An 18,744-nucleotide genomic window follows, 5' to 3' on the forward strand; every position below is an offset into this window, starting at 1 on the left:
GCTATGGCAGGCGATTGACCGTTGCTGGAACCCGGATTACGCTACCTACTGCTTTGTAACAAAAGCGATAATCAAGCAGACGGGACTGGGATGGGAGGTCCACGTGCGCGATGACGGACTTGATCGAGCGATCGATGCCGCAGGCGGCATCGCTCAGCTTGCACGCAAAATAGGCATCAGCCAGCCCTCCGTCTCGAATTGGACCCGTGTGCCCGCACAACGGGTGGTTGCAGTCGAAACGGCGACCGGCGTCTCCCGAAACGATCTGCGGCCCGATCTTTACGGTGAGCAAGCCGGCTCCGCCGAGCTCGTCGATCCCATCGATGCGGCGCGCGCGCAGGAATACGTCTTGCTCGCGGCGCTGCTGTCTGCGCCTCCGTCGAAGCGCCTGCTCGATCAGCTCGCCGCGCTCAGCGGAGACGCGACGCCGCTCGGTCGCGCGCATGCGGCGCTTGCCGAGGCCGCCTCGAACGCCGTCCCAGCGAAGGTCGAGCGGGAGTATTTCGATTTGTTTGTCGGGCTCGGCCGCGGTGAATTGCTGCCCTATGCTTCCTATTATCTCACGGGCTTTCTCAACGAACGGCCTTTGTCGCGCCTGCGCGGCGACCTGATGACGCTCGGCATCGAGCGTATCGCCAACGATTCCGAACCCGAAGATCACGCTGCCATCCTGTGCGAGATCATGTCGGGCCTTGCCGATGGCCGCTTCGATGCCTCACACGAGGCGCAGCGCGCCTTCTTCGAAAAGCACGTGTCGCCATGGATGGGGCGGTTGTTCGCCGACATCGAGAACGCGGGGACTGCCCGTTTCTATCGCGCAGTCGGCGCGCTCGGCCGCACTTTCATCGAAATCGAGACGGAAGCATTTACATTCGCCAGCTGACCGAGGGCGCTTCGGTCCGGGAGAGATGCGATGAGTGACGAGACGAGAGCAAAGGTCGGACGCCGCGATTTCCTGCGCAAGGTCGGCTTGGGTACCGCCGGTGCCGGCGCGGCGCTTGCAACACCGTTGGTCGGGTCCGCCCAGGCCGACAGTGAAACCAACGATGAGAAGCGCAAGGCGCGCTACAAGGAATCCGATCACGTGAAGACGTTCTACCGCGTCAATCGTTATCCGGCCTGAGAGGGAGGCTGCCCGTGCTTATCAAGCGAACACACCAGCGTTCCGATCGCCGCGGTTCCGTCGCCGAATCCCTTGCGGGGCAGGGCGGGGGACTTGATCGCCGCACGTTCCTGCGCAAGTCCGGCCTGGCCGGCGGCGCGCTCGCCGCGCTCGGGGCCATGCCGGTGGGCAACGTGCGAAAGGCGGAGGCGGCCGCCGCCGGCCCGCTCGCGGCCGGCGCCACCGTCAAGAAGAGCATCTGCACGCATTGTGCCGTGGGCTGCACGGTGACGGCGGAAGTCCTCAACGGAGTCTGGATCGGGCAGGAACCGAGCTGGGATTCGCCGATCAACCGTGGCTCGCATTGCGCCAAGGGCGCCTCGGTGCGCGAGCTCGTGCACAGCGATCGCCGCCTGCGCTATCCGATGAAGCTGGTGAACGGGCAGTGGACGCGCGTGTCGTGGGACACGGCGGTGAACGAGATCGGCGACAAGCTGCTGCAGGTTCGCGAGAAGTCGGGCAGCGATTCGGTCTATTGGCTCGGCTCGGCCAAGATGACCAACGAAGGAGCCTACCTGTTCCGCAAGTTGGGCGCGTTCTGGGGCACCAACAACACCGATCACCAGGCGCGGATCTGCCACTCCACCACCGTCACCGGCGTCGCCAATACCTGGGGCTACGGCGCGATGACGAACAGCATCAACGACATGCGCAACTCCAAGACGATGCTGTTTATCGGCAGCAACGCGGCGGAAGCGCATCCGGTCAGCATGCAGCACCTGCTCGAATCCAAGGAGCTCAACAAGGCGAATTTCATCGTCTTCGATCCGCGCCTGACCCGCACCGCGGCACATGCCACCGAATATGTCCGCATCCGTCCCGGCACCGACATTCCCGTGCTCTACGGCATGATGTGGCACATCCTGAAGAACGGCTGGGAGGACAAGGAATTCATCGCCCAGCGCGTCTACGGCTTCGACGACCTGCGCAAGGAGGTCGAGAAATGGAATCCGCAGGAGGTCGAGCGCGTCACCGGTGTGCCCGCCGCGCAGCTCGAGCGCGTCGCCAAGACATTCGCGACGGTCAAGCCCGCGACCATCATCTGGTGCATGGGCCAGACCCAGCACACGGTCGGCACCGCCAACGTGCGGGCGAGCTGCATCGCGCTGCTGATGACGGGCAACGTCGGCAAGGCCGGGGCCGGCGCCAACATCCTGCGCGGCCATGACAACGTGCAGGGCGCGACCGATGTCGGCCTCGATATCGTGACGTTGCCGTTCTATTACGGCCTCGCGGAGGGCGCCTGGAAGCACTGGTCCCGGGTCTGGGAGGTCGACTACGACTATCTCGTCTCGCGCTTCGACGAGAAGAAGCAGATGGAGACTCCAGGCATCCCGCTGACGCGCTGGTTCGATGCGGCGCTGTTGCCGAAGGCCGACGTCGCACAGAAGGACAACGTCAAGGCCGTGTTCGTGCAAGGCCACGCCAGCAACAGCATCACGCGCATTCCCGAATCGCTGAAGGGCCTGAAGGCGCTGGAGCTGCTGGTGATCGCCGATCCGCACCCGACCACCTGGGCGTCTCTGGCGGTCGAGGCCGGACGCAAGGACGGCGTCTATATCCTGCCCGTGGCGACGCAGTTCGAATGCGCGGGATCGCGCGTCGCCTCCAACCGCTCGATGCAATGGGGCGAGCAGATCGTCAAGCCGATCTTCGAATCCAAGGACGACCTCGAGATCATCTATCTGCTGGCGAAGAAGTTCGGCTTCGCCGACAAGATGTTCAAGAACATCAAGGTCGAGAACAACCTTCCGGTCCCCGAGGACGTGCTGCGCGAGATCAACCGTGGAAGCTGGTCGACCGGTTATTGCGGCCAGTCGCCGGAGCGCATCAAGGCGCACATGAAGAACCAGCACAAGTTCGACCTGGTGACGATGCGCGCCCCCAAGGACGATCCGGAAGTCGGCGGCGATTATTATGGCCTGCCTTGGCCGTGCTGGGGCTCGCCCGAGGTGAAGCATCCCGGCTCGCCGCTGCTCTACAACAACAATCTGCACGTCATGGACGGCGGCGGCGCATTCCGTCCGCGCTTCGGCATCGAGCGCGAGGAGAAGCTGCCCGACGGCACGACGCGGAAGGTGAGCCTGCTCGCCGACAAGTCCTTCTCCAAGGGCTCGGAGATCGAGGACGGCTATCCCGAGTTCACGCTGGCGAGCCTGAAGAAGCTCGGTTGGGACAAGGATCTCACCGAGGCCGAGATGGCGACGATCCAGCGGGTCAACCCGGCCAATCCGGATGCGGTGTCCTGGGCGCTCGACCTCTCCGGCGGCATCCAGCGCGTCGCGCTGAAGCATGGCTGCGTGCCCTTCGGCAACGGCAAGGCGCGCATGAATGCGTTCGGTCTGCCGGATCCAATCCCGGTGCACCGCGAGCCGATCTACACGCCGCGCGTCGACCTCGTCGAGAAGTATCCGACCTTGCCCGATGCCAAGCAGTTCCGTCTGCCCAACATCGGCTTCTCGGTGCAGAAGGCGGCGGTGGAGAAGGGGATCGCCAAGCAGTTCCCGCTGATCCTCTCCTCCGGACGTCTCGTCGAATACGAAGGCGGCGGCGAGGAAACCCGCACCAATCCGTGGCTCGCCGAATTGCAACAGGACATGTTCATCGAGATCAGCCCGGCTGATGCCGCCGATCGCGGCATCAAGGACGGCGGCTGGGTCTGGGTGAGCGGCGCTGAGAACAACTCGCGGGCCAAGATGAAGGCGATGGTGACCGAACGCGTCGGCAAGGGCGTCGCCTGGATGCCGTTCCATTTCGGCGGCTGGCTCGGCGGTAACGACCTGCGCAAGAACTATCCTGCCGGCACCGATCCGATCGTGCTGGGCGAGAGCGCCAACACGATCACGAGCTACGGCTACGATCCTGCAACCGGCATGCAGGAGCCGAAGGTCACGCTTTGTCAGATCGTCGCAGCCTGAGAGGAGCACGCACATGGCTCGGATGAAATTTCTCTGCGACGCTGATCGCTGCATCGAGTGCAACGCCTGCGTCACCGCCTGCAAGAACGAGCACGAGGTGCCCTGGGGCATCAACCGGCGGCGTGTCGTCACCATCAACGACGGCAAGCCGGGCGAGCGCTCGATCTCGATGGCCTGCATGCACTGCACGGACGCGCCCTGCGCGGCGGTCTGTCCGGTGAACTGCTTCTACACCACGGCCGATGCCGTGGTGCTGCACTCCAAGGACCTCTGCATCGGCTGCGGCTATTGCTTCTACGCCTGTCCGTTCGGCGCGCCGCAATATCCAAAGGTCGGAAACTTCGGCTCCCGCGGCAAGATGGACAAATGCACCTATTGCGCCGGCGGCCCGGAGGCCGACGGCAGCAAGGAGGAATACGCGAAATACGGTGCGAACCGGCTGGCCGAAGGCAAGCTGCCGCTCTGCGCGGAAATGTGCTCGACCAAATCCTTGCTTGCGGGCGACGGCGAGATCATCGCGCAGATCTACAAGGAGCGCGTCATGAAGCGCGGCTATGGCTCGGGTGCATGGGGCTGGAAGACCGCTTATCGCGAGGCGATCGAGTCCTGAAGTGGCAACAGAAGGGCGCGCAAATACCGGGGAGGACGTGATGGCGTCATTTGGAAGGTTCATTCGCCTGGCGTTCGGCGTTTGCACGCTGCTTCTCTTGGCGATGGCGGCGCCTGCGAGTGCTCAGCAGGTCAATCCGACTGCAAGCTCGGTCAAGGAGCAGCAGCTTCTGCAGGAGCTGAACCGGATTCAAGGGCGTGTCAGCATTCCGGATCAGCGGTCCGGCGTTCTCGAGCAGCCGCAGGGGCGGGAATGGCGGGAATTCCGCATGGTGACGCTGCCCTGGATCGGCGGCGTTGCCATCATCGGCGTGATCGCCCTGATCATGATCTTCTATCTCACCCGCGGCATGGTTCGGCTGGAAAGCGGCCACTCGGGCCGCACCATCGTGCGCTTCAACGGTTTCGAACGTTTCGTGCACTGGATGACGGCAACCTGCTTCATCATCCTGGCGATCTCCGGCCTCAACGTCACCTTTGGCCGGCAACTGCTTTTGCCGCTGATCGGTTTCGAGGCCTTTTCCGAATGGTCGCAATGGGCCAAATACGCCCACAATTATCTGAGTTTCCCGTTCACGCTGGGGGTCGTGCTGATCTTCCTGATGTGGATCGGCGGCAACATTCCCAGCAAGGTGGATATCGAATGGGCCAAGCGGGGTGGCGGCCTGATCGGGCATGACCATCCGCCGGCCAATCGCTTCAATGGCGGCCAGAAGATGATCTACTGGATCGTCGTGATCGGTGGTGGGCTCGTCGCGGCGAGCGGCTATGCGCTGATATTCCCGTTCTACGGCACGGGTATCGAAAGCATGCAGATGGCCCAGATCGTCCACTCCATTGTGGCGGTCCTGTTCGTCGCGGCGATGATCGGGCACATCTATATCGGCACTATCGGCATGGAAGGTGCGTTCGCCGCCATGGGCTCGGGCGAAGTCGACGTCAACTGGGCGCGCGAGCACCACAGCCTCTGGCTCGACGAGCAGATGGCGCGAACGGGACCGAACGATGGGCAGCGGCAACCTGCGACCGCAGCGGCCGAATAAAGCGAGCCTGCCGGCCTACCGCAGCTCTTTCGCAAACAAGACGGAGCGGTCCTGCAGCTCCTGCTCGGGAAGCTTGTCGGCTTGGCCCGTCTGCATGTCTTGAATGGACGCCATGCCGGGCTGACCGAAGTGAGGTACTGCATGCGGCCTGAACACGCTATTGGCCGCACCGGCGAGAAGCATGGCTGCGATTAGCGAGAGCATGAGGAATTTCATGCGCGTCTCCGTCTGCCATCTCCACCCGGCACGATGAATACATCGGGATCGTCGAATCGGATGTGAGCGGCTTCACAGCAACGGGTTCCAGTTGCGTGGGTCGAGCTCCCCCTGACGACCGTCAACTTCGGCGTCAAACTGGATATCTGCTTGCCAATGCGAGCGCCCATCCCGCATCGGCGCCGTGATCCCGCTGACGCGGAATTCCTTCATCAGGCCCGCCATTTGGCTCGCATTCCGTCGGCTCGTCAGGGGGCAGACCGAAACTGGTCCGGCTCTTGCTCTTGCCAGTATGAGAAATTTTGATAAACGTCATACTGTAAGGGCGAGCGAATGGAACGAGCAGCGATGCGGACTTTGCGGGCGGTCGAGCCCGGAACGGTGGCGCTGCTTGGCGGGCTCGTCGCCGCCAACATCGCCGCATGGGCCTGGGCCTTCACGCTGTTCGGCGACCGGCCGACGGTGATGGCGACGGCCTTGCTGGCCTGGGTGTTCGGCCTGCGTCATGCCGTCGATGCCGACCACATTGCCGCGATCGACAACGTCGTGCGCAAGCTGATGCAAGGCGCCGAGACGCCGCGCAGCGTCGGCCTCTATTTCGCGCTCGGCCATTCCACCGTCGTCGTGGTGGCGACCATGCTGCTGGCACTGGGCGTCGTGAGCCTCGGCGGCGACAGCCTGCTCAAGGAGATCGGCGGTCTCATCGGCACCTCAGTCTCGGCGCTGTTCCTGCTTGCGGTTGCCGCGATCAACCTCGTCATTTTCGTCGGCCTGTGGCGGACGTTTCGCGCGGCGCGGGACCAGGGCGTTCACGATGCTGCGCAGCTCGATGCGCTGCTTGCCAGCCGCGGTATTCTGGCCCGGCTGCTCGGCCCGATGTTCCGCCTGGTGACGAAGCCCTCGCACATGTACCCGCTCGGCTTCCTGTTCGGCCTCGGCTTCGACACCGCGACGGAGATCAGCCTGCTCAGCATCTCCGCCAGCGAAGCCGCGCGCGGCGCCTCGCTCGCCGATGTGCTGGTTTTCCCCGCGCTGTTCGCTGCAGGCATGGCGCTGGTCGACACTGCCGATTCCGCGCTGATGGTGAGCGCCTATCGCTGGGCCTTCGTCGATCCCTTGCGCAAGCTCTGGTACAATCTCACGATCACCGGCGCCTCCGTCGCGGTTGCACTGTTCATCGGCGGGATCGAAGCGCTCGGCCTGATCGGCGAGCGGCTCGGTCTCTCCGGCGGCGCATGGGTGCTGGTCGAGGACCTCAACGAGTCGCTTGCCAATGTCGGCTTTGTCGTGATCGCGCTGTTTGCGGTCGCATGGCTCGTCTCGGTCGTGCTCTATCGCCGCATGTTCGGGAACGAGCCTCGCCGCGCCGGCACGAAAGTTTTGGAATGCACCGATGCGACCGAGGCGGCCTGAGCACGGTCGTCGCGGCGGCGCTTTGACGGCACTCTCGGTCCTGGCGCTGCTCGCGGATGACGGCCGCGCCCTCGCACAGAGCAATGACACCTCACGCGAACTGCCGCCGGTCGAGGTCAGTGGCGGCGCCACGCCCGGGCGCAAGATGACGGCCGCATCGCGCCGTGCCGCCAGATCGCCCGCGGCCGGCCGCCGCATCTTCGTGTCTCCCGCGACGACGCAGGCGTCCGATCCGCGCAGTGCCGGCTCGGGTCCAAGGGCCGCAGCCGGCATGGCCAGCGAGATCACTGTCTCCGGCGACGAGATCAACGCGCGCCCTTTCACACGGCCGGGCGAGGCGCTCGAAGCCGTGCCCGGTCTGATCGTGACGCAGCATTCCGGCGAGGGCAAAGCCAACCAGTATTTCCTGCGCGGGTACAATCTCGACCACGGCACCGATCTGGCGATCATCGTCGACGGCGTCCCCGTCAACATGCGCACCCACGCGCATGGTCAGGGCTATGCCGATCTCAACTGGCTGATCCCGGAAACCATCGCCGCAATGGACGCGCGCAAGGGACCTTACTTCGCCGACGAAGGCGACTTCGCCTCGGTCGGAAGCGTTCACATCGGCCTGATCGACAGCACCCGGCGGCTGGCGCAGGTGAGCGCCGGCAGCTTCGGTTACCGCCGTCTGCTCGGCATGGATTCCGCGAAAGTCGGCGACGGTTCGCTGCTGGTGGCCGGCGAGATCGGGACCTACGACGGCCCGTGGGACAATCCGGACAAATTGCGAAAGCTCAACGGCCTCGTGCGCTACAGCCAGGGCACCGCGACCGACGGCATGTCGCTCACCGGCATGGCCTACGTCAACAAATGGAACGCGACCGACCAGGTGCCGCAGCGCGCCATCACCAGCGGCTTGCTCGGCCGGTACGGTTCGGAAGATCCGAGCGACGGCGGTCATGCCAACCGCTTTGCGCTGTCCGGGCGCATCGCGCAGACCGACGACATCGGTTCATGGAAGGTCAACGCCTATCTGGTGAAGAGCCAACTCGACCTCTTCAATAATTTCACTTACTTCCTTGACGATCCCGTGCTCGGCGACCAGTTCCACCAGCACGACGACCGCTTGATGGCGGGCGCCAATGTCTCGCGCACGCTGGACGGCTCCTTGGCCGGCCTGCCGATGCAGACCACCTTCGGTCTGCAATCGCGTTATGATGCGATCGACCTCGCGCTCACCAATACGTTCCGTCGCGGCTTCATCGGCAATATCCGCAGCGACAAGGTCGGCGAGGGCAGCGTCGGGGTCTATGCCGAGAACACGGTGCGCTGGACCGACTGGCTCAGGACGACGTTGGGCTGGCGCGGCGATTATTACGCCGCCGACGTCATCTCTCTGTTCAACGCCGCAAATTCCGGTCGCGCCGATGCCGCGCTCGGCAGCCCGAAATTCAGGATGGTGCTTGGTCCGTTCAATCATACGGAATTCTTCCTCGGCGCCGGCTACGGCATGCACTCGAACGATGCCCGCGGTGCGACCACGACGGAGGATCCCACCGATCCCGCGACAAGGCTCACGCCGTCGCCGCTCCTGGTGCGCACCAGAGGCGCGGAGGTCGGGGTTCGCAGCAGGATCGTTCCCGGCCTCGAGAGCTCTCTCAGCCTCTTCATCCTGGACCAGGATTCCGAGATCCTGTTCTCCGGCGATGCCGGCGATACCTCGGCAACCCGCGCCAGCCGCCGCTACGGCTTCGAGTGGACCAACCATTACCGGCCGCGGTCCTGGATCGACATCGATGTGGATCTTGCAATGACGCATGCGCGCTTCCGTGGCCATGACGGCGAGCAGGCCGCGGTCTATGCCTCGCTCGCCGGCTATCCCGAGGCGCAAATCGGCAATGCGCCCGGCAACTACATTCCCAACGCCCCGGCGATGGTGGCATCGGCCGGAATAACGCTTGGCGAAAAGACGGGGTGGTTCGGCAGCGCGCGCTGGCGCTATATCGGCGCGAGCCCGTTGACCGAGGACAATGCGTTCCGCTCGCGGCCGACCGGCATCGCCAACGCGCGGCTCGGCTACCGCAGCGAGAACGGCTGGCGCATCCAGTTCGACGTGCTCAACCTGTTCAACAGCAAGGCGAACCAGATCACCTATGCCTATGGCTCGCTGTTGAAGACCGACACGCTCTACAATCTCTGCACATCAGGTACCGCGCCGGCGGCCGTTTGTCAGAACGGCGTCATGGACTACGTGCTGCATCCGGCGGAGCCGCTGACGTTCCGCGTCACTGTGGCCGGGACGTTCTAGGTTCATTGCGGGAGCGGTTCACCGGGCGAGCCTGCCAAGCAATGACCTTCACGGTTGCTCGGACATCGTCAGGCGGCCGCGTGCTGGAGGGCGTGTCCTGCGCGTGGCGATGGCCGGCACGAGCGTGGGCGATTCCCCGGCGAGACGGAGCGCAAAATAGGCAATGGTCGCTTGAAGGCCGTCCTTCAATGCCACCCTCGGACGCCATCCCAGAATCTTCTCGGCGGCATCGATCACGGGCTTGCGCCGTCTGGGATCGTCCTTCGGCAGGGGCTCGAAGCGCAGCGGGGACGCAGATTCGGTGCATGCCAGCACCTCACGGGCGATGGCCTCGATCGTGACCTCGTGCGGATTGCCGAGATTGCACGGACCGCTGACCGAGGCGGGGCTCTCCATCAGGAGCTGAAGCCCCCGCACGAGATCGTCGACGAAGCAGAAGCTGCGGGTTTGCGTGCCCTGGCCGTAGATCGTGATCGGCTCGCCACGCAGCGCCTGCACGATGAAGTTGGACACGACGCGGCCGTCATTCTCGAGCATGCGCGGGCCGTAGGTGTTGAAGATGCGCGCGACCTTGATCTCCGTCCCGTGCATCCGCCGGTAGTCGAACATCAGCGTCTCCGCGGCCCGCTTGCCTTCGTCGTAACAGGCCCGCGGCCCGACGGGATTGACGTTGCCGAGATAGGATTCCGGCTGCGGATGCACCTCCGGGTCGCCGTAGACCTCGCTGGTGGAGGCCTGAAGAATCCGGGAGCCCTTCTGCCGCGCCAGTTCGAGCAGGTTGATCGAGCCGAGCACGCATGTCTTCATCGTTCCGACCGGATCGACTTGATAATGGCGGGGCGAGGCTGGGCAGGCGAGGCTGTAGATCCGGTCGATCTCGCCCTCGATCTCGATGGAATCGCGCACGTCATGCTCGATGAAGCGGAAGTTCGGATGGTTGAGCAGGGGCCGGATGTTGTCGGTGGTTCCCGTGAACAAATTGTCCAGGCAGATCACCATGCTGCCGCGTTGCAGGAGCGCGTCGCAGAGATGCGATCCGATGAAGCCGGCGCCGCCGGCGACCAGGACCGTCGGCGAGCGGCGGGACGCGTGGATGCGGGTCTGGAGCGTCATGACGTGGCCTTTCAGAGTTGGGCGACCTGCATAGGGCGAACGACGGGGAGTGGCGCCGTCTTGCGGCGGCGCCGCGCGGCTGCCTCGGTGTAATAGGTCTCCAGCTGCCGTGCGCGATGGTCGGGCGTGTGATCGGCGAGAACCCGCCGCCGCGCGTTGTGGGCGATCGTGCGCCGTTGCTCTTCCGGCATGTCGCGCAGGATCTCGACGACCTCGCGCGGGCTGGCTGCCAGCAGGATTTCCTTCGAGGGCGCGAAGATCGTCTCGATCCCGGGCCACCGGTCCGAGATCACGGGCGTGCCGCAGGCGGCGGCCTCGAACAGCCGGACGCTGGGGGAGAAGCCCAGCGCCTTCATGTCGGCGCGGGTGGCGTTCAGCGTGAAACGCTGCGCCGCGTAGAACTCCGGGTGCTGCTTCGGCGAGAGGTGCTCGATCCGGGCGACGTTGGCGGGCCAGGCGATATTGCCCGGATATTGCGCGCCGGCGACGACGAATTGATCGCTCGGCAGCGTGCGCGCCGGAGCCAGCAGCAGCTCCTCGAGAACGGGCTGCCGGTCCTCGCTGTAGGTCCCGAGATAGCCGAGCGCCCATTTCGGCGGCGCCTGCTTCGGCGCGTAGATCTCCGCGTCTGCGCTGCAGTAAAGCACACGCGCGAGCGGACTGCCGTAGCTCTGCTCGATCAGGCCGGGCACCGGTCCGCCGGTGAACGACAGATAGAGATCGAAGCGCGGGATCATTGCCGCCGAGAGATAGTCGAGGCCTTGCTCGAGCCGCGCCAGAGTGACTGGCGTGTCGATGTCGTAGAACGCGGTGATGCCCCTCGCGTGCGTCGTGGTCCATTCGGCGAGCGCGATCCCGTCAGGAACATAAGAGCCGATGATCACCAGATCGGCATCGCGGATCAGCTTGCCGAACTGGCGCGGAACATCTTTCGAAGATTGGTACAATTCGACAGTCCAGGCAGAGGGCTTGGTCAGGTCGCGGTGATCCCGATACCAGGGCACGTCCCGCTCCAGGAACGTGACGCGGTGACCTCGTCGCGCCAGCGCTTCGATCAGGGCGCGGTAGGTCGTGGCATGACCGTTGCCCCAGGACGACGTGACCGAAAGACCGATGACGACGATGGAGAGGTTCATTCTGCTGCCTCGATTCGGGAACTGTGGGCGACGAAGAGATCGTTGAACTGGCGGGCGCGCTGCCGGTAGGTGTGCTGGCTGAGAATGCGGGCGCGGGCGCGGCGGGCGATCGACCGGGCCCGCTCGGGATCGAGCGCGGTGAGGTGCTCGGCCACCTCGGCGCCGTCGGCGGCGACCAGCACCTCGCGGCCGGGTTCGAGGAAATGATCGATGCCGGCCCACTCGTCGGTGATCAGGCAGGCACCGGCGCCGATCGCTTCGAACACCCGTGTCGGCGGCGAGAAGCCATAGCGCGCCATGCTGTCGCGATTGACGTTGAGCGTGGCGAGCCCGGAGCCGAAGAACGCGTTGTGATCGGCGGTGCCGACATGGCCGACCTTGCGCAGATTGGCGGAGGCGTCCTTGTCGTCCCAGCCGGAGCCGCCGAGCACGAAGGACTTTCCGGGCAGATGGCGTGCAACGTCGAGGAAGAAATGCTCGACGCGCTTCTCGCGGTCGGGCAGGCGGTTCGCCAGCAGGCTGAGATCGCAGGCGAAGCGCGGATTGGGCGGCGACGGAAAATGCGTGGCCGGATCGAGTGCGTTGTAGATAGGCACGCAGTCCCGCGCGCCCACGGATCGATACGCGGAGACGACGGGCTCGCCGCCGCCATAGGTCAGGACCATGTCGTAGTATGGGATCGCGCGACGCAGATGATGCTGCGGATCGCTTTCCATCGCCTCGAGCGTGGCGGGAGCATCGACGTCCCAATAGATCCGCGTCAGCCGCGAGGGCAGCGCGGCGACGGCGTTCTCCAGCTCGAGATCAAAGACGCCGACGCCGCTGGCCTTGACCAGCATGTCGGCCGATTGTGCGGCTGTGTCGAGCGAGCGGCGCCAGCCGTCGGCGGTCGCGGGATAGACCACCACCCTGGCCCAATCCGGCTCGTCGATGTCGCGATGCGACTGGCGGTCGAAGGCGTCGGGCTCGTAGAAGGTGACCTCATGGCCCAGCGCCGCGATCTCCTTCAGCATGCCACGGTAGTAGGTGGCAGCGCCATTCCAATAGGACGAGACGAGGCTGGATCCGAAGAAGCAGATCTTCATGCGACGGCTCCGATGTCGTGCTGAGGCCGTGCCGAACGGCTGGAATCCCTGAGGTCGGTGACGATGTCGATGAGCTGCTCGGCGCGGTGGCGGCAGGTATGACGATCCCTGATGACCTTCAGGCCGGTCTCCACCATCGCGGCAGAGAATTCCGGATCGTCGATGACGGACCGAAGCGCATGCTTCATCTGTTGGCCATCGCCAACGCTGAGATAAGCGCCCTCGGGGAACAGGCCTTCCTCATCCGACCAGGGTGCCGAAACCAGGGGAATGCCGCAGGCCAGCGCCTCGAACACGCGGATGGTCGGGATGCCCGGCAGCAGGGCGACGTAAGGCCCGCGCGGCACGTGAATGGTTGCGCGCGCGCCGGCGAAGGCGACGGGGGCCCAGTACGCCGGCAGCCAGCCGCCATAGCGGATGCCTGCGCTCCTGATGGTGCGGAGCGCATCATCCGAATAGCGCACGCCATGGACGCTGGCGCGGAGCTTCATCTCCGCCACGGGCTCGACCAGGAACTCGTTCAGCTCGGCGCTGCGCTCGCCGTCGCCCCAATTGCCGATCCAGACCAGATCGTCGGTCCGCTCGACCTGGGGCAACGGGTGATACAGCGCAACGTCCGCTGCCTCGTGCCATGTGAAGACCCGGTCTGCCCAGCCGAGCTTCAGATAGATCTGCCGAAGCACCTCGCCGAAGGCGAGCACGCCGTCGAATCCGTCGAGATCGAATTGCGCAAGCTCGTCGGGCGCGCTGACCGCACGGTGATGGGTATCGTGAAAGAGCAGGGTGAAGGACCCGCCTTGCACCCGCCTGCGCCCGATCTGCGCGATGAGATCGGGCGAATTCCATTCATGCACGATGACGAGATCCGCGCCATCAAGCGCCCGCTCGAGATCGAGGCTGGTGTCGTAGCGGCGGATGTCGATGCCGGGGAAGAGGGCGGGAATGTCCTCCATCGCATGACTCCCGCCTTCCCGGATCGCGTTCAGCCGGCTCCAGCCGTCGATGGGTTCGAACACGACGACCTCGTGTCCGAGCGCATGGAGCTCGCGCGCGTAGCCACGCAGGAAATGCGCGTTGCCGTTGTTCCAGCAGGAGGTGAAGGCATGATAGAACAGGACGCATTTCATGCGCGCACCTCGATTTGGCTGGCCGCCGCGCTCGTGCGGCGCGATGCGATCAGGTCCTGGTAGAGACCGAGATAGGCGCTCGTCATGCGCGTCAACGAATAGGTCAGGGATTGCTCATAGGCGGCGCGCTGCAGCTTTGCCCGGCCGATATCGTCAGCGCAAAGCTCTGCCAGAGCCCGATGCAGCGCGTCGCTGTCGGCGGGATCGACGAACAAGGCGGCGCCGCGCCACAATTCCCGGAACGTCGGGATGTCGGAGAGGACCAGCGCGCAGCCCGCGGCGGCGGCTTCCAGCACCGAGAGGCCGAACGGTTCATAGAGCGCAGGGCTGACGAAGATCGCTGCATGCTGCAAACGCGCCTCCAGCGCTGTGTGCGGCAGCTCCCCGAGCCAGCTGACACCCGCTGGCGGATGTGCGTCGATCGGACCAGCCACCTCGACCGGCCATTCCAGCCCGGGCGCGGCGCCGGCGAGCGCTTCGATGTTCTTGGCTCGGTCCCACAGCCGTCCTGCCGCGAAAATCAGGTCCTGCTTTCGCCCAGACGGGGCGCGTGGCGAAATTCCGTTCCAGATCACCGCGCCGCGCGATCGCGGCTGGTAGATCGCCGTGATGTCGTCGTGGAAGGCCCGGCTCGGACAGACCCAGGCCTGCGCCGCGTCGAGCGCGGCGGCGACCCGCTCGCTGTAGCGGCGCCATTTGGGCTCGCCAAGCCAGGCCGTATCGTGGCAGGCGAGTGCCCACGAATTTACGCAGGAATGCGCCACCAGCACTGTCGGGGCCTGCCAGGCAAAGGTCGCCTCGCGGAAGCTGTTGAGATGCACAACGTCGGGCATCAATCTGGCTTCCAGGTTTGCAAGCACGCGCCTTCCGTCGGAAACGTTTTGGCCCTCCGGGTCCTGCCATTCGAGTGCGAGGTCCGTCTCGATCAGGTGAACGCTGGTCTCGTGCAGCATCTGACGCTGATCGACGCGCGCCCGCGGGCCCAGCGTCACCAGCGTGACGTCGGCCCCGGACGCAGCGAGACTTGTGGCGAGGGCGCAGGAATAGGTCCACACGCCGCCAACCGTGTCGGTCGTCATCATGATCCTGATGTCGGCGCCACGGTTCATGAGGCCACCTGGAGTTCGAGGCTGTCGAGTGGCATCGGGCGACCGTTCTGCACGTCGCTGAACTGGTCGAACATCGCGAGATAGTGCCGGTGTGCGCGCTCCCAGGCGACATCGTCGGGCTCGCCCCAGAGCTTGCGGTAGTCGGGAGAGCCGGGATAGGGGTAGAGCGGCACGGGATCGTTGGCCCAGACGCCGGCATCCTGCATGGTGCGGCGCCAGCGCTGCACCACGGGATCGTCGTCCTCGGGCACCTCGATCAAATTGGCCTGCACGAAGGGGACGTGGCGGCGAGCTTCGACCAGCCGGTCGGCGAGCTGATCCGTCGTCATCTTGCAATTCTTGGCGAGGGCCGCGCGCCCTTCCACGGTGAGGCTCTCGATGCCGGCTTCGATCGAGACGCAGCCGGCGCGCCCGAGCAGGGCGAGCATGTCGGGCTTCCAGAGGTCGATCCGCGTCTGCACGCCGAACTTCAGCCCGCGCGTCGTCAAACCTTCCAAAAGTTCGCGATTGGGAAGAAAGATCTCGTCGATGAAGTAGACGTACTCGATGCCATGGCGGCGCAGACGATCGATCTCGTCGAGAATGACGGCGGGCGGCCGCTTGCGATAGGCGTTGCGGAAATTCTCCTTGGCGCAGAACGTGCAGTTGTAGGGGCAGCCGCGCGAGGCCTCCACCTCGGCGCCCGGTGCGGTCGGCGCGGCCTCGAAGCGGTGATGGTGGTGATGGTGACGCCTGATCATCTCGTCAGGCCAGTCGAGCGCGGGCTGATCGCTGAACGCGACCGCCTGCGGGCCGCCATTGGCCCGGAGCGAAGCACCGTCGGCGAAGCACAGGCCGGGAAAGTCTCGCTCGCCATTGGCGAGACGCAGCAGGGACGCCTCGCACTCGCCCATCACGACGATATCGACGCCAAGCTTCCTCAGGGCGGTCTTCGGCGTACTCGAACCATGCGGGCCGACCGCGATCAGGGTCGGCGCAAGGTCCCGCACCGCGATGGCGAGTTGCTGCGGCACGCGCAGCTCGGGCGGCGCGCAGCGCCAGAACAGATAGGTCGGTGCGGTGGTGAAGACGATCTGGTCGGGATCAAAGGCGCGCAGCTCGGCCTCGATCTCAGCGAGGGAGAGATCGAACATATGCGCATCGAGCAGCAACGTTTCGTGGCCGGCCGCCTTTAGATAGTGTTGGGAGATGCCGAGCTCGAGCGGCAGGTGAGGCGAGCGGCAGCCGAAATAGATGCTGCCCGAAAAATCCCAGTTCGGATTGATGAGGGCGACCCGCGTCATGCCAGGGCCTCGCTTCTATTCTGTGATCCGAAGCGGCTGTCGAGCCAGGTGTGGAGCGAGCGCAGGCCATCGGCGAGAGGCATTTGCGGCGTCCAGCCGAGCGCGGTGGCGAGCGCCCGCGTGTCGGTCACGTACCAGGGCTGATCGCCCGGTCGCCAGTCCGCAAAGCGATAGCTGACCTTGCGGCCCGTCAGCTCTGTGATGCGGTCGATCAACTCGAGCAGGCTGATCGCATTCGCAGGACCGCCGCCGAGATTGAAGACGCGCCCGCGCGCCAGCGCGATGTGGTCGAGCGCCGCGAGCCAGGCGCTCACAGCGTCCGACACGTGCAGCGCGTCGCGGACCTGCTTGCCATCGCCATAGATCGTCAGCGGATTGCCGCTTATGGCGCTGAGCAGGAAGTGTGCGATCCAGCCCTGGTCCTCGGTGCCGAATTGCCGCGGCCCGTAGATGCAGCTCATGCGCATCACCACGGTCTGCAGCCCGAACACCCGGGCATAGTCGTGGACGTATTGATCGGCGGTGCCCTTTGAGCATCCATAGGGACTGTAGAAGTCCAACGGCGCGTTCTCCGAAATGCCGCCGGCGAGCAGATCGTTGACCGGCGTGTAGCGACGGCCGGTGAGCGCGATCTCGCTGTCCTCGATCAGGCGCCCGTAGACCTTGTTGGTCGAGGCGAAGATCACCGGGGCCGAGGCGTTGTGCAGGCGGACGGCTTCGAGCACGTTCAGCGTGCCACGGGCGTTGATCTCGAAATCGGCCGAGGGATCGCTGACGCTGTCGGTGACGGCGACCTGGGCCGCGAGGTGCAGCACGGCGCGTGCCTCGCGCACGGCGTCGATCACCGGAATGGGGTCGCGGATATCGGCCACCGTGATCGCGACGCGCTCGCCATGCCGGGATTTCAGCCATTGCGCGTTCTCGCGCACGCCGGCGCGGGCGAGATTGTCCAGCACCAGCACACGGTCGCCGCGCTCGGCCAGACGGTCGGCGAGATTGCAGCCGATGAAGCCGCAGCCGCCGGTGACCAGGACAGGTCTGTTGTCTTGTTCACTCATCACGCGACCAACCCTCGTTGCAGCAGCTCACGGGTCGCCCGCTCCGCCTGATCGTCGGCGATCTGGTCGGCGAGGTACCCGGCGAGCTCTTCGAGCCCGTCCTTGAACGCGACATGCGGCTCGAAGCCGAGCAGGTCGCGTGATTTGCCGATGTCGGCGAAGCAGTGCCGGATGTCGCCAGCACGGTATTTCCGTGTGATCTCGGCAGCGATCTCGCACCGTCCCATCACCTGGGCAAGATCCTCGGCTACCGACAGAATGGTGCGGCTCTGGCCCGAGCCGACGTTGAAGACGTCCTGGGCGTGGTCGGATTCGAGCGCCATGCGGCAGGCGCGGGCGACATCGTGCACGTGGACGAAGTCGCGCCGCTGCAGGCCGTCTTCGAAGACGAGCGGCGGCCGGCCATTGAGCAGCCGCGCGGCGAAGATGGCCAGCACCCCGGTATAGGGATTCGACAGCGCTTGCCGCGGACCGAACACGTTGAAGAAGCGCAAGCCGACCGTCGGAATGCCGTAGGCCTTGCCCGTGATCAGGCACATCCGCTCCTGCGCATATTTGTTCAGCGCGTAGATCGAGCTCAAAGACGGCTGCTTGGTCTCAGGCGTAGGCACGGGATCGAGCGCATGGCCTGCATGATCCCGCAGTTCCCACTCTCCTTGGCGAAGCTGCCCGATCGGTCGTTCGTCGCAAGCCACGACGTTGCCGACGGCATCACGATACAGGCCCTCGCCGTAGATGCTCATCGAGGACGCCACAACCAGCCGTGCGACCGGTCGCTTCGCCAGCGCCTGCAGCAGCACGGCGGTGCCGAGCTCGTTCGTCCTGACATAGGGCTCGATGTCGTACATGCTCTGGCCGACGCCGACGGCGGAGGCGAGATGCAGGACCATGTCGGCGCCGCGCAAGGCCTGTTCGACGGCGACGCTGTCCGTGACGTCGCCGACCACGAGCTCGGCATCGTCCGCGAGATAAGCGGGCCGCTGACGGTTGCCGCCATGGACCTGCGGAGAGAGATTGTCGAGAAGGCGGACCTCATAGCCAGCCGCAAGCAGCACGTCGGCCGTATGCGAACCGATGAATCCCGCGCCTCCGGTAATCAATACTCGCGTCATTCACCGCTCCGTGCCGCATGGGACCGATCCGTTCGGGACCAGCCGATGATGAGAGTTGAAGCGCGCC

Annotated in this window: 17 protein-coding genes; 7 read left to right on the top strand and 10 right to left on the bottom strand. The window is 65.1% G+C overall.

Annotated elements, in window-relative coordinates; translation table 11 throughout:
• Nucleotides 1–103 precede the first annotated feature (103 nt).
• The 5 genes from I6F28_RS24390 to I6F28_RS24410 are packed head-to-tail and all read left to right on the top strand — an operon-like array spanning nt 104 to nt 5,732.
• The gene (locus I6F28_RS24390) at nt 104–883 is read left to right on the top strand and encodes a molecular chaperone TorD family protein (protein ID WP_225111858.1); all 780 of its coding nucleotides are present in this window, start codon (nt 104–106) and stop codon (nt 881–883) included.
• A gap of 30 nt (nt 884–913) precedes the next feature.
• Nucleotides 914–1,123, top strand: a complete 210-nt coding sequence (locus tag I6F28_RS24395; RefSeq protein ID WP_225141439.1) for a twin-arginine translocation signal domain-containing protein — start codon at nt 914–916, stop codon at nt 1,121–1,123.
• Between the two features lie 14 nt (nt 1,124–1,137).
• Nucleotides 1,138–4,080 (top strand): formate dehydrogenase subunit alpha, encoded by a 2,943-nt coding sequence (locus I6F28_RS24400; RefSeq protein ID WP_158284415.1) that lies wholly within the window; start codon nt 1,138–1,140, stop codon nt 4,078–4,080.
• Between the two features lie 13 nt (nt 4,081–4,093).
• The gene (gene fdh3B, locus I6F28_RS24405; RefSeq protein ID WP_036005105.1) at nt 4,094–4,690 is read left to right on the top strand and encodes a formate dehydrogenase FDH3 subunit beta; all 597 of its coding nucleotides are present in this window, start codon (nt 4,094–4,096) and stop codon (nt 4,688–4,690) included.
• Nucleotides 4,691–4,730: 40 nt separating this feature from the next.
• On the top strand, nt 4,731–5,732 hold the full coding sequence (locus tag I6F28_RS24410; RefSeq protein WP_225141441.1) for a formate dehydrogenase subunit gamma: 1,002 nt from the start codon (nt 4,731–4,733) through the stop codon (nt 5,730–5,732).
• Between the two features lie 15 nt (nt 5,733–5,747).
• Here the strand turns inward: I6F28_RS24410 and I6F28_RS24415 are convergent, their stop codons facing one another.
• Complete coding sequence (locus tag I6F28_RS24415; RefSeq protein ID WP_225111860.1) at nt 5,748–5,948, bottom strand: hypothetical protein; 201 nt, start codon at nt 5,946–5,948, stop codon at nt 5,748–5,750.
• 72 nt (nt 5,949–6,020) lie between these two features.
• The gene (locus tag I6F28_RS24420; RefSeq protein WP_225141442.1) at nt 6,021–6,173 is read right to left on the bottom strand and encodes a hypothetical protein; all 153 of its coding nucleotides are present in this window, start codon (nt 6,171–6,173) and stop codon (nt 6,021–6,023) included.
• Between the two features lie 108 nt (nt 6,174–6,281).
• Between I6F28_RS24420 and I6F28_RS24425 the strand changes: the two genes are divergently transcribed.
• The gene (locus tag I6F28_RS24425) at nt 6,282–7,361 is read left to right on the top strand and encodes a HoxN/HupN/NixA family nickel/cobalt transporter (protein WP_225141446.1); all 1,080 of its coding nucleotides are present in this window, start codon (nt 6,282–6,284) and stop codon (nt 7,359–7,361) included.
• The gene (locus tag I6F28_RS24430; RefSeq protein WP_225141447.1) at nt 7,342–9,654 is read left to right on the top strand and encodes a TonB-dependent receptor; all 2,313 of its coding nucleotides are present in this window, start codon (nt 7,342–7,344) and stop codon (nt 9,652–9,654) included. The genes I6F28_RS24425 and I6F28_RS24430 overlap by 20 nt, the downstream gene beginning before the upstream one ends.
• Nucleotides 9,655–9,702: 48 nt before the next feature.
• On the opposite strand, the gene I6F28_RS24435 is transcribed toward I6F28_RS24430, so the two are convergent.
• The 8 genes from I6F28_RS24435 to I6F28_RS24470 are packed head-to-tail and all read right to left on the bottom strand — an operon-like array spanning nt 9,703 to nt 18,677.
• Nucleotides 9,703–10,767 carry a UDP-glucuronic acid decarboxylase family protein gene (locus I6F28_RS24435; RefSeq protein ID WP_036034790.1) on the bottom strand — a complete coding sequence of 355 codons (1,065 nt, stop codon included), beginning with the start codon at nt 10,765–10,767 and terminating at the stop codon, nt 9,703–9,705.
• 11 nt (nt 10,768–10,778) lie between these two features.
• A complete protein-coding gene (locus I6F28_RS24440; RefSeq protein WP_225141449.1) occupies nt 10,779–11,903 on the bottom strand; it encodes a CgeB family protein in 1,125 nt (374 codons plus the stop codon).
• Complete coding sequence (locus I6F28_RS24445) at nt 11,900–12,988, bottom strand: CgeB family protein (protein WP_225141451.1); 1,089 nt, start codon at nt 12,986–12,988, stop codon at nt 11,900–11,902. The genes I6F28_RS24440 and I6F28_RS24445 overlap by 4 nt, the downstream gene beginning before the upstream one ends.
• Complete coding sequence (locus I6F28_RS24450) at nt 12,985–14,115, bottom strand: CgeB family protein (RefSeq protein ID WP_225141453.1); 1,131 nt, start codon at nt 14,113–14,115, stop codon at nt 12,985–12,987. Before I6F28_RS24450 ends, I6F28_RS24445 begins: the two co-directional genes overlap by 4 nt.
• On the bottom strand, nt 14,112–15,224 hold the full coding sequence (locus I6F28_RS24455) for a glycosyltransferase family 4 protein (RefSeq protein ID WP_225141456.1): 1,113 nt from the start codon (nt 15,222–15,224) through the stop codon (nt 14,112–14,114). Before I6F28_RS24455 ends, I6F28_RS24450 begins: the two co-directional genes overlap by 4 nt.
• On the bottom strand, nt 15,221–16,507 hold the full coding sequence (locus tag I6F28_RS24460) for a TIGR04295 family B12-binding domain-containing radical SAM protein (protein WP_225141458.1): 1,287 nt from the start codon (nt 16,505–16,507) through the stop codon (nt 15,221–15,223). Before I6F28_RS24460 ends, I6F28_RS24455 begins: the two co-directional genes overlap by 4 nt.
• Nucleotides 16,504–17,565, bottom strand: coding sequence for an SDR family NAD(P)-dependent oxidoreductase (locus I6F28_RS24465; RefSeq protein WP_225111869.1), 1,062 nt, complete (start codon nt 17,563–17,565; stop codon nt 16,504–16,506). Before I6F28_RS24465 ends, I6F28_RS24460 begins: the two co-directional genes overlap by 4 nt.
• Complete coding sequence (locus I6F28_RS24470; RefSeq protein ID WP_036023669.1) at nt 17,565–18,677, bottom strand: NAD-dependent epimerase/dehydratase family protein; 1,113 nt, start codon at nt 18,675–18,677, stop codon at nt 17,565–17,567. Before I6F28_RS24470 ends, I6F28_RS24465 begins: the two co-directional genes overlap by 1 nt.
• Nucleotides 18,678–18,744 lie beyond the last annotated feature (67 nt).

The organism is Bradyrhizobium sp. NBAIM14, assembly GCF_020193895.1.
Taxonomy (GTDB): domain Bacteria; phylum Pseudomonadota; class Alphaproteobacteria; order Rhizobiales; family Xanthobacteraceae; genus Bradyrhizobium; species Bradyrhizobium yuanmingense.

What these genes read in the sequence shown, in the direction of transcription:
- I6F28_RS24395 (WP_225141439.1), top strand. Translation starts at nt 914, where the DNA reads ATGAGTGACGAGACGAGAGCAAAGGTCGGACGCCGCGATTTCCTGCGC.
- fdh3B (WP_036005105.1), top strand. Translation starts at nt 4,094, where the DNA reads ATGGCTCGGATGAAATTTCTCTGCGACGCTGATCGCTGCATCGAGTGC.
- I6F28_RS24410 (WP_225141441.1), top strand. Translation starts at nt 4,731, where the DNA reads ATGGCGTCATTTGGAAGGTTCATTCGCCTGGCGTTCGGCGTTTGCACG.
- I6F28_RS24415 (WP_225111860.1), bottom strand. Translation starts at nt 5,948, where the DNA reads ATGAAATTCCTCATGCTCTCGCTAATCGCAGCCATGCTTCTCGCCGGT.
- I6F28_RS24420 (WP_225141442.1), bottom strand. Translation starts at nt 6,173, where the DNA reads ATGGCGGGCCTGATGAAGGAATTCCGCGTCAGCGGGATCACGGCGCCG.
- I6F28_RS24425 (WP_225141446.1), top strand. Translation starts at nt 6,282, where the DNA reads ATGGAACGAGCAGCGATGCGGACTTTGCGGGCGGTCGAGCCCGGAACG.
- I6F28_RS24430 (WP_225141447.1), top strand. Translation starts at nt 7,342, where the DNA reads ATGCGACCGAGGCGGCCTGAGCACGGTCGTCGCGGCGGCGCTTTGACG.
- I6F28_RS24435 (WP_036034790.1), bottom strand. Translation starts at nt 10,767, where the DNA reads ATGACGCTCCAGACCCGCATCCACGCGTCCCGCCGCTCGCCGACGGTC.
- I6F28_RS24440 (WP_225141449.1), bottom strand. Translation starts at nt 11,903, where the DNA reads ATGAACCTCTCCATCGTCGTCATCGGTCTTTCGGTCACGTCGTCCTGG.
- I6F28_RS24445 (WP_225141451.1), bottom strand. Translation starts at nt 12,988, where the DNA reads ATGAAGATCTGCTTCTTCGGATCCAGCCTCGTCTCGTCCTATTGGAAT.
- I6F28_RS24450 (WP_225141453.1), bottom strand. Translation starts at nt 14,115, where the DNA reads ATGAAATGCGTCCTGTTCTATCATGCCTTCACCTCCTGCTGGAACAAC.
- I6F28_RS24455 (WP_225141456.1), bottom strand. Translation starts at nt 15,224, where the DNA reads ATGAACCGTGGCGCCGACATCAGGATCATGATGACGACCGACACGGTT.
- I6F28_RS24460 (WP_225141458.1), bottom strand. Translation starts at nt 16,507, where the DNA reads ATGACGCGGGTCGCCCTCATCAATCCGAACTGGGATTTTTCGGGCAGC.
- I6F28_RS24465 (WP_225111869.1), bottom strand. Translation starts at nt 17,565, where the DNA reads ATGAGTGAACAAGACAACAGACCTGTCCTGGTCACCGGCGGCTGCGGC.
- I6F28_RS24470 (WP_036023669.1), bottom strand. Translation starts at nt 18,677, where the DNA reads ATGACGCGAGTATTGATTACCGGAGGCGCGGGATTCATCGGTTCGCAT.